Annotated in this window: 6 protein-coding genes and 1 pseudogene; 3 read left to right on the top strand and 4 right to left on the bottom strand. The window is 36.9% G+C overall.

The window, feature by feature from the left end; all coding sequences use genetic code 11:
• Nucleotides 1-47 precede the first annotated feature (47 nt).
• Nucleotides 48-3,017, bottom strand: coding sequence for a WPE palindromic element domain-containing protein (locus ABWU71_RS07160; protein WP_353284927.1), 2,970 nt, complete (start codon nt 3,015-3,017; stop codon nt 48-50).
• A gap of 99 nt (nt 3,018-3,116) precedes the next feature.
• Here ABWU71_RS07160 and ABWU71_RS07155 point away from each other — a divergent pair, with 99 nt between their 5' ends.
• From ABWU71_RS07155 to ABWU71_RS07145, 3 genes are all read left to right on the top strand, one after another.
• Nucleotides 3,117-6,143, top strand: coding sequence for a phosphoribosylformylglycinamidine synthase subunit PurL (locus tag ABWU71_RS07155; RefSeq protein ID WP_353284379.1), 3,027 nt, complete (start codon nt 3,117-3,119; stop codon nt 6,141-6,143).
• 1,064 nt (nt 6,144-7,207) lie between these two features.
• Entirely contained in the window at nt 7,208-10,003 is a 2,796-nt protein-coding gene (gene uvrA / locus ABWU71_RS07150) for an excinuclease ABC subunit UvrA (protein ID WP_353284378.1), read from the top strand.
• Between the two features lie 138 nt (nt 10,004-10,141).
• Nucleotides 10,142-11,001, top strand: a protein-coding gene (locus ABWU71_RS07145; protein ID WP_353284076.1) for an IS630 family transposase whose coding sequence is annotated in 2 segments (ribosomal slippage) — nt 10,142-10,466 and nt 10,466-11,001 — 861 coding nt in all. Because the reading frame shifts where the segments join, the coding sequence is not laid out codon by codon here.
• A gap of 180 nt (nt 11,002-11,181) precedes the next feature.
• On the opposite strand, the gene ABWU71_RS07140 is transcribed toward ABWU71_RS07145, so the two are convergent.
• The 3 genes and pseudogenes from ABWU71_RS07140 to ABWU71_RS07130 all read right to left on the bottom strand — a co-directional run bounded on the left by ABWU71_RS07140 (nt 11,182) and on the right by ABWU71_RS07130 (nt 14,238).
• Complete coding sequence (locus ABWU71_RS07140; protein WP_353284377.1) at nt 11,182-12,738, bottom strand: UDP-N-acetylmuramoyl-L-alanyl-D-glutamate--2,6-diaminopimelate ligase; 1,557 nt, start codon at nt 12,736-12,738, stop codon at nt 11,182-11,184.
• Nucleotides 12,713-13,946, bottom strand: a pseudogene (metC, locus tag ABWU71_RS07135) (cystathionine beta-lyase). Before metC ends, ABWU71_RS07140 begins: the two are co-directional and overlap by 26 nt.
• Nucleotides 13,947-13,953: 7 nt before the next feature.
• On the bottom strand, nt 13,954-14,238 hold the full coding sequence (locus ABWU71_RS07130; RefSeq protein ID WP_010962929.1) for a BolA family protein: 285 nt from the start codon (nt 14,236-14,238) through the stop codon (nt 13,954-13,956).
• Nucleotides 14,239-14,288: the final 50 nt, after the last annotated feature.

Genomic DNA, 14,288 nt, shown 5'->3' with positions numbered 1-14,288 from the left:
ATGATACCATTATAGAGTGAACCAGTGTCAGCTACTTACATGACACTTTACAACCACTCCCCTACCCTTTCTAGCTGTTTATAGCTGTTAAATCTCAGGAATTTATCAAAATATGGAGAGGCAATAAAGGGTGTGGAATTACTTAAATAATTAGATAAAAAACCAGGCAGATCATTTTTTAATTCTTGCATTTTGTATCTATAATTTTGTATAGAAATAACTTTTATTTTATCATAATCAAGTTTCCAATAAGCAAGTTCTGAGACTTCTCTTTTTGTTATATGTTCTACCGCTAAGGCTTGTAAAATTAATTGCGGAAAAAATCCCGACATTACTTCTTCATTGGAAGGTGGTGAACCAAGTTTATAGTCTATAATTGCTACTTGCCCACTTGGTAGATACTCAACTCTATCACATCTTGCTGTCAGTAAGATTTCTTGAGGGATAAGATCTCTATTTGTCATCCAAGCAGTTTCTTTTGTCATTCCAGTGCTTGACACTGGAATCCAGTTTCCATTATACAATTGTTTGAAGTTTTCTGGATCCCAGTGTCGGGGCACTGGGATGACACCCTTCTTAGTGGAGGTTGTACAGCATCCGTACAGTTGTGTGTCATGCGCTGAAACGGGAGATACCGGACAGGTAAAACTCTTTTCTAGCTCAATATGGTTGCTTCGAGTCTCATCAAATTCGACAAAAGATTGAATTATCTTTTGTAGTCTTACCCACCACATATTTGAAAAATTAAACTGACTAGTCGAGAATGCTTCTCGTGCAATGCTCATTGGCGATTTTTTGTTGCGTAAATATCTTGAAAGAATGTTGTGTACCATAGTGCCAAATTCCAATATCGATGGCTTAAAATTCAAGTCTCTTAATTGTTTAAGACCCAGTATATATTCAACGTAAAATGAATAAGGATTACGAATTAGCTTTTCTATTGCACTGCAAGACATCACCTGCATTTTTTCTTTTCTAACTTCGGTTTGAGGTTTTGGCATAGGCTGAGTACATGGAACAGTACATTCAGGCGTATTTAATATCCTCAGCCAATCACGATACGGCTGTTTCCCCTCCTTGAGTAGAATTTCCAAACGCTGCAATAGAATTGGTTTTCTATGGCTTAGCGATCTTGTAATATAAACCTTACTTGCACAAAACAAATTGTGTAAAGTATAAAAAAAATACCCCTGCTCTTCTTGCACGGAAGGAAGGTTAAATTTTTCTCTCGTAAGTGCATTCAAAAGCGGACTTTGAAAGCTTGGCGCTTCATTAAATCCAGCAAGTATTACAACTTTGTTGTGATATAAGCTGAATTTATTCAAGTAGCTTGCTACAGAGAAAAACTCTTTCTCTAAAAATAAGGTCAGAATTTGGCTATATAACTCTAAGGAGCATTTAATTCCTACACCCTCACATGCATTTGAGAAATTACAGGTAAAATTACCTATTTCACTATTTAGCTCTGAAAAATTTATACCAGATAATATATTAATACACTGCAAATGAGTTGCTACCACATCAAAAATAGAGCAATTTATAGAACGAAGCAAAGGATTAAATATAATCTCTAACTTACTGATAATAAGCAATATATCTTCTTTGTATTTTAGCTTTTTATGGGCATTGATAGCATTTATAATATCGCTCAGGCCATTTGTACTAAAGTTGCGTAATACCTCTATTTCAAATTCAGATAAAATCCGAGTGTACTCTTCTTGAGTGTAACCAAAAGTCACTAGCCTATGCTTAAGGAGCGAAAGTAATGACACACTGCTCCAATTTGAGGTCAAAACTTCGATACTATAAAGCAGAAGCGTTATATAAGGGTAATTTTCCGGTATGGCACTGTGTTGCCTTGATAAACATGCTATACGAGTTGCAAGTAATTTATCAAAGACGACCAAAGAAACGTTTTCATAACCTTCATTTTCTATAATCAATGATGTCACTTGTGCTTCTTCCTCTCTGGAATCACAAGTGATGACTTCAATATTGCCAACATGTCCACTACTAACTTTGCTTAGATCGGCAGTTGTATCAAAGACGTAATCTAGATACTCCTCAGGACTTCCTGTTATCCCAGCCCTCTGATTTTTAGTGTACGAACATTGTAATTTGCAGGTAATTTGAGTAGTAGATGGTGTCATTCCAGTGCTTGACACTGGAATCCAGTTTCTATTGTACAGCCACCTGGTGCGCTCATTTAAAGTTAAGTTTTCTGGATCCCAGTGTCGAGCTACTCGGATGACACCAGAACACGCTTCTGGCAGAAAACTCACATCCCTTCTATCCACTTTTAAATAATCGAGCAGATCTTTCAGACAATATTGATAGTGTTTTTTATCAAGCAATTTCCAGTCTTTTTCTTTAATTTTCAAATTCAGGTTAGGCAAAATTATTTTTCCAAATGGCAGATCATATATAGCCTTAATTAACGACTTATCCTTTCCAATTCCAACAAAGATTATATGTTGGTCTTTTTGTAAAGAGGTTATCATATTGTTTATGTAATCACTCTTATGTTCTAATATATCCACTACTCCTAAATCTTTTAAAATTTTACTCCATGTTTCAATAAGTAAATTTATGAAACTTTCTATTTTTTTTGAATGTTCATCGGACTCTGCCATTTGGGTATACTGAATTTTATCAAGCAGTGATGGCAGGCTATAAGCTAAATCAATTGGAAAATTATCATTATTTTTTCTATTCCACTCCAATATGAATTGAATGAGTAGCAGTGTCCTTTTTGTTGGCTTGATAACTTTAACTCTATCAAGATTTAATATTAAATCCTCCTCATCGATGTTCTCTAGCGAAACTATCTCTGGCAAAATTATGCATTTTTTAGCGTTATGATTCTTGAATGCACTCAGCAGCGCTATCACATCCCTCTTGCAAGGAAGTATGATCTTTACTTCAGGAATTTTTTCTCTTTCATATTCAGAAAATATGTGCTGAACCAGCACATCAAAAAGGGATTCATCCACATTAACGGTAAAAACTCTTCCCACTAACAGTAACAATTAATACAATATTTTATTGTATAGAAATTATTCAAAATATAAACGTGCTTGTATGCTATTATATATTAAAATCTTTTATAACATTACATGACAAACATCAGAATAGAAGTTTTAAATAAATGTGAGCAAGTTGGCCGCAGATGGTTAGTTAACGTTTACTCGATTTATATACACAAAGAATTACCACCAAAATTATATGAAGAAATTTGTGGGCTATTTTATAATAAAGTCATACAAGATTGCCGTTATTATTCCTACAACGAAAACCTTGAAGAAGTTCAATATGACTTCATAGAACCACAAGCAAAGTGGGGCTTGGAGATAAGCTTTTTACCTGGCATGACCGACAATGTAGGCAACACAGCGAAACAAATTGTTAGAGAGTATTTAATAAACAAAGGCTATATCGATGAGGATGTTCATATAAAAGCAAGAAGTTCAAAATTGATTTTGGGTAAAGGAAGCATGCCAACCGAAGATTATATAAAGCAAGAATTCAACCCTATCACTGAGTATTGCACGCTTGTTTATAAAGAAAACGGCAATTGCTATTGGAGGCATTACGGTAAATATAAAAAGTTTACTCAGTATCAGTCCGTGAAAAAGGATGCTAAGCCTGTTAACCTAAATGTAAGTGACCAAGAGCTTGAAAAAATCAGCAGAGATGGAATCGATGGTAATGGCACTTTAGGGCTCTCGCTGGCAGCAATGAAAGCTATAAAGGATTACTTTAAAAAACTTAATAGAAATCCATATGATATTGAACTTGAGTCCCTAGCACAAACTTGGTCTGAACATTGTAAGCACAATATCTTTTGCTCTCCTATTGATGAAATAAAAGATGGCCTATACGCACATTATATTAAGCGTGCAACGCGTGAGATAAATTCTGACATATGTGTGTCAGTTTTCTCCGACAATGCCGGAGGAATAATTTTTGATGATGATTACTTGATTGTCGATAAAGTTGAAACTCACAATAGCCCTTCAGCTCTTGATCCATTTGGTGGAGCAATGACCGGAGTGCTTGGAGTTAATCGTGATATAGTGGGTTTCGGGAAAGGCGCAGAGCCTATAATGAATACCTATTACTTTTGCTTTGCCAAAGAAGCAAAAGGCAAATTTTATAGGGATAAAGAGCGCACTGATGAGATCTTACCGCCAAAATATATAATGAAAGAAGTGATTCACGGTGTTAATGTTGCTGGTAATTGCTCTGGTATTCCAACACAACTTGGATCGGTATATTGCGACGATAGATTTTGTGGAAAGCCGCTGGTCTTTGTTGGCAGTGTCGGAATTATTCCGCGCAGTATAAATAATGTACCTTCACACATCAAAGGGCCTAAAAACGGCGATAAAATCGTAATTATTGGTGGAAGAGTTGGAAGGGACGGAATTCACGGTGCAACGTTTTCCTCAGAGGCTTTGTCGGAAAACAGCCCTTCAACAATTGTGCAAATTGGTGACCCTATAACACAAAAAAAATTATCCAATGCCGCCTTGGAAGCAAGAGATCTTGGTCTTTATAATGCAATAACGGATAACGGAGCAGGCGGTCTATCATCGTCTATTGGTGAAATGGGAAAAGATGGATTTGAAGTTGATTTGAGCAGGGTTCTCCTTAAAAACGATGGTATGGCTCCGTGGGAAATATGGATATCAGAATCACAAGAGAGAATGACCTTAGCAGTGCCAGAAGAAAATCTCCCTATGTTTAAGCAAATCATGAAAAAACATGATGTGGAGGTTTGTGTGATTGGAGAGTTCAATGAGAGTGGTAAAGCTGTTGTTAAATGTCCTAAAGGGAAAGTAATAATGGATATCGGAACTGAATTTCTGCATGATGGTAATCCTAAAATGCATTTACAGACAAAGCCGTGGTCTAAGGAGTCTGCTGTATCCTTTCCTGTCATCCCAGTGCTTGACACTGGGATCCAGCAGGTAAAGCCTGCAAACATTTTACGCCAAAACTCATCTAATGGTGGAATTGAATGTGAAATGGATTCCAGTGTCAAGCACTGGAATGACACCCTTTGCATGTCAGCTACTTGCATGACATCAAGCCAAGAAACTGAACTAAAAGAAATGCTGAGCAGACCAAACATACGCAGTAAAGAGTTCATAGTGGTGCAATATGACCATGAAGTTCAAGGGTCGTCAGTGCTGAAACCACTGCAGGGCAAGGGAAGAGTGTGCAGTGAAGCTGTTGTCTCAAGGCCAATCCTTTCTTCAAATAAAGGTGTTGTGAAATCACAGGGGTTTGGCTCAAGTTATGGAGAAATTGACACTTACCATATGGCAGCATGTGCGATTGACACTGCCATACGCAACTACGTAGCTGCAGGAGGAAATATAAATCATCTAGCGTTGCTCGACAATTTTTGTTGGTGTGATGCTTATAATCCAGAAAGGTTGTGGCAACTAAAGAGAGCTGCAGAGGCTTGTTACAACTTTGCAACTGCATTTAAAACACCATTTATATCCGGAAAAGATAGTATGTTTAACGACTTTAAGGGATATGACGAAAATGGCGAGAAAGTGATGATCTCTGCACCACCTTCATTACTCATTTCAGCAATTGGAGTTATAGAAAATATTGAAAATGCGGTATCGCTTGATGTGAAAATGCCGGGGGACTTAATATACGTGCTTGGAGAAACACTCGATGAACTTGGTAGATCTGAATATCAATTATACAGTGGAATAGATAATAACAATGTACCAAAAGTTGATGCAAAGAGCGCTAGGAAGTTGTATGAGCGTTACAACCAGGCAATAAAAGATGGCATAATTGCCTCTGCAATTGCACCAAACTTAGGCGGATTAGTTATTGCTCTGGCAAAATCGCTAATTGCAGGAGACCTTGGTGCTGAAATCGATCTTTCACTAGTGCCAATAGGAAAAATACAAAATACAGACATAATAAACAAGATAATAATGTTTTCTGAATCGCAAAGTAGAATTTTGGTTACTATTGCCCCACAAAATCAGAAGAGGTTTGAAGAATTGTTTGAAGGTGCAGTTTATTCATGTATTGGCAAAGTAACAGAGAAAAAGGTGCTAAACACAAAGGATGTTTTAAAAGTAGATCTGAAAGATGTGGCATGCTAATATAAAATATTTTTCTTATTATGCTAAGTAACTCTTTTACTATATGTAATGTTTATTTAGAATGAATGTATGTTATTAATTTTGGGTAGGTAATTATGTCTATTTTATCGATACTCCTGTTTATCAGTCTTTCTTTACTCAACACTTCAAATAAATTGATGATATGTGCTGCCTTATTTGTGGGAGCTGCTTTAGTTATAAATTCAATGGTTGAATTTTATGGCAAAAGTAAAGCTAAGTACAGTTTAATAGTGTGTACAGTGCTATGTTGTGTTTTTAAATTGCAAAGTTTTAGTTTGATGATATTGATTTCATATACTGCAATTTTAGTCTCTCTTCTCTCAAGCATAATTATTTTTGAAAAATTGAGGTCCAAGTTGAATTTTCATATGGCAAATTTCATTACTTTAATTATAGCATCAGTGGTTGATAGTGCCGTTGTATGTGTTGGATTACTATACAAATTTTCTGCAGGTAAATGCTTATCAATATATATTAGAGATTTAATTTTTAAGTTTTCTTATGTGTCAGTGTTGAGCATCTGTTTGTTTGTAGGAATGTATTTATTTTGCTTGGCGAACAAGAAGCATTTTAAGATTTCCACATAACCTGTTTTCTGATATAGCTAAACTGACTTTGGGTCCTGGGGGTGTATTTGGTGCGTAACAACAGTTTAGAATTTATAGGTAGCCTAAACCCACAACTGTACAAACATTGTGATTTGAGCCTATCAGGGGGGTGTCATCCCAGTGCTTGACACTGGGATCCAGACTTTCCGTAAAAACGTTATATTTTAACATAACACTTTATATGCTCACCAACTTAGTGCTAATCAAAATCCTGGATCCCAGTGTCTGGGCACTGGGATGACATCATAGGGGCACTGGCCTACTTAACCGTCATACCGCTGCGGATAGATTCTGCTAACAAGTAGCGGAATGACGATTTATCAAACACTGCCTAATTTTCCGTAATAGTTGAAAAAATCAATAGAAAATCAATATATCACTATAAATTCACGTATTTTGAGGCTATAATGGTTAAAATACGCTATATGGTATAATATGGACGATTTTATCAGAGTTAAGGGTGCAAGGGAACATAATCTTCAAGGTGTAGATGTCAATATACCGAAAAATAAGCTAGTTGTTATAACTGGGCTAAGTGGTTCTGGCAAGTCTAGCCTCGCTTTTGATACAATTTATGCGGAAGGCCAACGCCGGTACGTTGAAAGCCTGTCAGCTTACGCGCGTCAATTTCTCAACATTCAGGATAAACCAGATGTTGAGTCGATTACAGGTCTCTCTCCTGCAATATCTATCAACCAGAAATCGATCTCAAAAAATCCAAGGTCAACAGTTGGAACTGTTACCGAAATTTACGATTACTTGCGCTTAGTATATGCACGAATAGGAGTTCCTTATTCACCTGCAACTGGATTACCAATAACAAAACAAACGGTGTCTCAAATTGTAGATACTATAATTGCGTTACCTTTAGAAACTAAGATATATATACTTGCCCCTGTTGTGCGTGGTAGAAAGGGAGAACATCTTAAAGAGATATTGGAAATTAAAAGACAAGGTTACGTAAGGTTCAAAATAGATGGTGAAGTGTACAATGTAGATGACTTGCCTAAACTCGATAAGGACAAGAAACACGACGTTTTTGTGGTTGCAGATAGAATATCAATATTGGGCGATATAGGAAATCGACTGCCAAGTAGTATAGAATCCGCACTAAAACTTGGTAATGGTCTAATGTATGTAGAAATAGTAAACCTACCTGACAACCATAATTCCGAGTATAAAAATGGTCAAATTCTGACTTTTTCAGAGAATTTTGCATGCCCCGAGTCTGGTTTCACTCTTGAGGAAATAGAACCAAGATTATTTTCTTTTAACAGCCCTTACGGTGCATGTGGTGCGTGTAATGGGCTTGGTAAAAAGCTAAGTGTTGATGTAAAGCTAATAGTACCAGATGAAACTCTTTCAATATCTGAGGGTGCTTTAAAGCCAGTGGGATCAATGTTCCGTCAAGTGAACACAGGTTATGGATTTCTAAAAAGTGCAATTCTATCACTGGCTGAAAACTACAAATTTAACCTTGATATTCCGTGGAAGAACATAGATCAAGAAGTAAAAGATATGATACTCTTTGGCTCTAATAAATTTCAAGGTTTGATCAGTATCTTGGAGAACCAGATGGATTATGATGAAACGCTTGTTGAGCGATATTGCTCTGTTACTTATTGTAAAGAATGTACTGGCTATAGATTGAGAAAAGAAGCACTTACAGTGAAAATTGATAGCAAACATATAGGTGAAATATCAAGGCTCAGCATCGATGAATCCCTTGAATGGTTTGAAAATTTGCCAGACAAGCTCACAGAACAACAGAAGCAAATCTCAAGTAAAATATTAAATGAAATAATCAAGAGGCTAGCATTTTTAAAGAATGTAGGGTTGAATTACCTAACGCTTGATCGAGAATCTAGCACTCTCTCTGGCGGTGAGAGTCAGAGGATCAGACTTGCTTCACAAATTGGCTCTGGTTTAACAGGAGTGCTGTACGTGCTTGATGAACCCTCGATAGGCCTTCATCAATGCGATAATGATCGGTTAATTGCTACACTGAAAAACTTGAGAGACATGGGTAACACTGTAATCGTTGTTGAGCATGATGAAGATACAATAATGGCTGCTGATTATGCGATTGATATTGGTCCTGGAGCTGGTGTAAATGGTGGAAAAGTTGTTGCAGAAGGAACACCAGACCAGGTGCAAAGAAATTCAGGGAGCATAACAGGGCAATATTTGAGTGGAGAGAAAAAAATTTTAATTCCAAGGAGAAGAAAGCAAGCAACTCAGTTCATAAAAGTAATAAATGCATGTGAAAATAACTTAAAAAATGTGAACGTTAAATTTCCTATAGGGAATCTTATTTGTGTTACTGGAATATCAGGAGGGGGAAAATCAAGTTTAGTCATAGAAACGTTATATAAATATTCAGCACATAAGATACATCATTCGTCTGCAAGGTATGGCCAATGCGATAAGATAGAAGGCCTTGAATATATAGATAAAGTTATAGAAGTTGATCAGTCGCCAATTGGTAGAACTCCTGCGTCAAATCCAGCAACATATGTCGGTATGTTTACTCATATAAGAAATTGGTTTGCAGGTCTTTCGGAGTCAAAAGCAAGGGGATATAATATAGGCCGGTTTTCATTTAATACTAGAGGGGGAAGGTGTGAGGCTTGTAAAGGTGATGGGCACTTAAAGATAGAGATGCATTTTCTACCGGACGTTTATGTGAAGTGTGAGCAATGTAAAGGGCGAAGGTATAATCGGGAAACATTGGAAGTTACTTATAAAGAAAAATCAATCTCTGATGTGCTTGATATGACGATAGATCAAGCTTGTGATTTTTTTGAAAACCTTCCAATGGTAAAAGAAAAGTTGGTTTCTTTGCAGGAAGTGGGGCTTGGCTATATAAAACTCGGACAGTCGTCAACAACGTTGTCTGGGGGTGAAGCACAACGAATAAAGCTGTCCAAAGAGCTATCAAAACGATTTACCGGAAGAACATTGTATATTCTTGATGAGCCAACAACTGGATTACACTTTGAAGATATAAATAACTTACTAAAAATACTCCATAGATTAGTCGATCTGGGAAACACTGTTATAGTTATCGAGCACAATTTGCACGTTATAAAAACTGCAGATTATATAATAGACATCGGACCAGAGGGCGGAATAAAAGGCGGAGAAGTGATTGCTACTGGAACTCCAGAAGAAGTGGCAAAAATTCCAGAAAGTGTTACAGGCAGGTACCTTAAAACGTATTTGTTATAAACTATTTCTTAATTATATTAGGCTAGGTTACATATTCATGATTTGGAGATAAGAATGTCAGTATATCGATACTTTATAGCTCTTTTCATAGAAGTCCGGATGTGATAAGATAAGGATAGACGATGATAAGGAGGTTGAGTGCCAGCAGCATATAGTTATGACTTAAGGAAAAAAGCAATGGAAGCGCTAGAGGAGGGAGGAAGCAGAGAAACAGTGGCAGCAAGATTTAAAATTGGACGAACTACTTTATGGGAGTGGCAGCAAAGAAGAAAAGAAACAGGAGACTTTCAATCAAAAAAACTTGGAAATGGAGGTTACAATCACAAAATCACCGACTGGGATGCCTTTGCTAAATTTGCCAGAGAAAACGGAGGAAAGACTCTGTCGGAAATGGCTAAACTTTGGGGCAACGTTAGTATCCAAACGATCCACCGAGCTCTCAGAAAAATTGGATTTACGCGCAAAAAAAGACATATGGATACAAGGAAAGAAACGAAGAAAAACGTGCTGAATTCTTAAAAATTATAGCAACAAAAGAACCAGAAAACTTAGTTTATATAGATGAGTCTGGCATTGATAACACAGAGGACTATCCATATGGGTATTGCCAGAAAGGACAGCGGTTTTATGGCCTAAAATCTGGAAAGAAAACTCAACGAATCAGTATGGTTGCAGCCTTAAGTAGAAGAAAGATAGTTGCTCCATTAACCTTTGAAGGCCACTGTAATATGGATGTTTTTAATGGATGGTTTGAGCAATTTTTGACACCGATCTTGGAACCTGGACAGACTGTCATTCTTGACAATGCTACTTTTCATAAGTCTGGTAAGATTATCGAGCTTGCTAGAGGAGTTGGTGCAGAAATTTTGTATCTGCCGCCGTATTCTCCAGATTTCAACAAAATTGAGCATCATTGGTTTGCTATAAAAAACAGAGCTAGGAAAAACATTCCTCTATTCGAATCCTTTCGTCGTGCTGTTGATTCTGCCTTCCTATGACCTGTTCGGACTATTATGAGAAATGCTATAAATTCCAGCATCAGCTACTTTCATGACACCAATTCCTGCCATCCACTGGATCTATGCTCTTTTTTTCCTGGATCCCAGTGTCAAGCACTGGGATGACATCACTTTTGCTTCAATATTCGCACATTAGCGGAGGTAAGCCCATTGCGAAAATCAGTATGTTAAGGCATGATTTTTAATAACCTCAACATCGCTAAATTCAAAAGTTTGGTTGCCTATAATTTGAAATTTCTCATTTCCCTTTCCTGCAACTAGCAGAATCATACCCTCGTTATAGGCAATATCTACGCCTTTCTCTATAGCTTCTCTCCTACCCCCTATCTCCAGTGCATCAGGGCAATGTAGCAAAATATCGTGGCGAATTTTTGCCGGATCTTCATCACGCGGATTATCATCTGTAATTATTACTTTGTCTGCATACATTTGTGCTATTTTGCCCATTTCTGAACGTTTCGTCTGATCGCGATTTCCACCGCATCCAAAAACTAGGACTATTTTCTTGTTGAAATGCCATTTTAAAGACAATAGGGCTTGTTTAAGCGCACTTGGAGTATGAGCGTAATCTACAAATGCAAAAGGTTTCACTTTTTCCATTCTTCCTGCTGGAAAAATGAGTTTATCCACACATATTTCTCTGTAATTCAGTCCAGACAAGGTAACTATACCCATTGCACACAACAGATTATATGCTTGAAATTTTCCTAAAACTGGGAAAAATATATTGTAAATTTGGTTATCAATTTTTACTGTAAGATGTTGACCATTAGGGGTTGGTGTTTGCTCCAATAAAGTAATATCAGAGCCTGTTTTTCCATAGGTGATAATTTTGTTGCTGCGTTTTTCAGCTATTTTAAGCAATGCGCAGTATTCATCTATATCCGCATTTAAAATCGCTGTTTTTCCTTCTGGTAATACCTCGTAAAATAACCTTTTTTTAGTTTCTAAATATCCACCAAGATTTTTATGGTAATCTAAATGATCTTGCGAGAAATTAGTAAAAGCTGCAGCACTCAACTTTAATCCATGGATTCTGTATTGATCAATTCCATGACTTGATGATTCCAACACTAAGTGTTCTACACTTATACCACGCAATGTTGCGTAAAGGTCATCTGCACCTGGAGTGGTAAGGCTGTTGCTATTACCTTTTCTGCCATTATTGATGCATGTTCCAAGTGTTCCAATAGAAGCAGCATTGTAGCCAGAGTTTTGCCAGATCTGGCGGCAAAATTCTACTACTGAAGTTTTACCATTTGTACCAGTTACAGCAGCAACATATTTGGGCTGTTTGAATTGATAAAACCTGCTGACTATTTCGCTGTATATTTCTTGAGGGTTTGGGTGTTCAAGCACTGCAAAGCTCGAAGTATCTGTCATTCCAGTGCGTGACACTGGAATCCAGTTTTTATTATACAATTGCCTAGTGTGCTCATTTGCAATTAAATTTTCTGGATCCAAGTAGTCAAGCACTGGGATGACATCTTTCTTGGCCCCTTGTATCACAACGTCTACACAGTTGTGTACGTAACACTGTGATTCAGTAGGAAGGATATGGATTCCAGTATCGCATGTTGCGTATTCTTTACTCCTTTCTGACACACAAACAAAAAGATAACCTTCCTTGACTCTCTTGGGATTACATGTAACACCCTTGATTTCAACATCAAAGTCAACATCAATAATGTTATGCAGTAATTCTCTCAGTTTCATCTGCCAGCTTTGATATTCAAACATGGCAACCTTGCTAGTGCAGCATTTAAATCAGAGATTAAATCTTCAGGATCTTCTAGTCCACAAAATATTCGCACGAAACTTCCACCATAATCTGAATTCATTACAGATCTTGACATAGATCTACGATCTATTGGTAATATCAAACTGTCGCACCCTCCCCAAGAAGCACCGATACCAAAAATTTTCATGTGATCAACCATGCAGCTTAGTTCTTCACATGAATATTCTCTACCCAATACTATACTGAATACGCCGCTTGCTCCTTTAAAGTAACTTTTCCATAATTCGTGTTGAGGATGGGAGGGAAGTGCTGGATATAAAACCTTTCTAACTTTTTGCTGTGCTTCTAGCCACTTTGCCACTTCCATTGCTGTATTTTGGTACTTTTTCATACGTGTGTGCAGTGTTCTTAGTCCCCTATGTGCAAGATAACAGTCGTGCGATTGAATGGTTACTCCATAATTTTTATAGCTCTCATAAAGCAATTTAAAAATTTCACCTTCAGCAATCATAGTCCCCATCAATAAATCTGAGTGACCGGCTAGATACTTTGTTACCGCATATAGTGCAACATCAATTCCATAATCAAGCGGCCTAAATAACAAAGGAGTGGCCCATGAATTGTCACAAACGGTCACAATTTTATGTTCCTTAGCAATTTTTACTATATGCTCTATATTCGAAATCTCAAACGTTACAGAACCAGGAGTCTCGATCATTATCAATGAAGTATTACTCTGAATTAAATCAGTTATATCCTGTGTTGGATCATAAAAAGTTACTTCTGTTCCTCTTTTTGGTAGCTCATTTTCTGCAAACCTCCTAAGCCTATAATAACTATTATCTTGAATTAAAACGTGCGAGCCTGCTTTAGTGAAAGTTAGAATAGCAAAAGTAAGTGCAAATAGTCCGGAAGGATAAATAAGCGCTTGTCCACTCCCTTCAATTTCAGCCAGTGCATTTGAAAGATAATGAACAGTGGGAGTACCAACATTACTATAGCTGTAATCTCTTGCAACACCATCGTTGATTACATCGTATATACTTTCTCCATTTGCAGCATTTAAGTAGTCTTTGTAAGTAGGAAATAATATGGTAGAAGAATGATAAACTGGCGGGTTCATGGAACCTTTATAGTCATTAAATTTTCTTCCTGCTTTAACTAATATAGACTCTTCCTTCACATTTTTATTATTTGTTTTTTAAATTGTACTCATCTTGCGTATACAAGTGAAGAGAAATTGCATGTATTAGCTCTATCTCACCCTTCAATAACTCATAAATCAACTTGTGTCTTTTTAGAACGCTCATTCCAATAAAGCCGTCAGATATTAATATTAATTTAATGTGCGAAGGTAATGTTGAAGATGAAGCAAAATAATGATCAGCATGCTTTGCTGATTCATCGATAATGTTGATATCAATTACATCTATCGAATCGCGTATCTTTTCTTCTATTGCCTTAATAATGTCCATAATGGTTTCTTTAAGCAACAATATGCTCCTCTTGTCATTCCAGTATCAGC

The organism is Wolbachia endosymbiont (group A) of Lasioglossum fulvicorne (genome assembly GCF_964028605.1).
Classification (GTDB): Bacteria; Pseudomonadota; Alphaproteobacteria; order Rickettsiales; family Anaplasmataceae; genus Wolbachia.
Note: the sequence above shows the minus strand (reverse complement) of the source record. Positions and strands in the feature narration are given on the sequence as shown.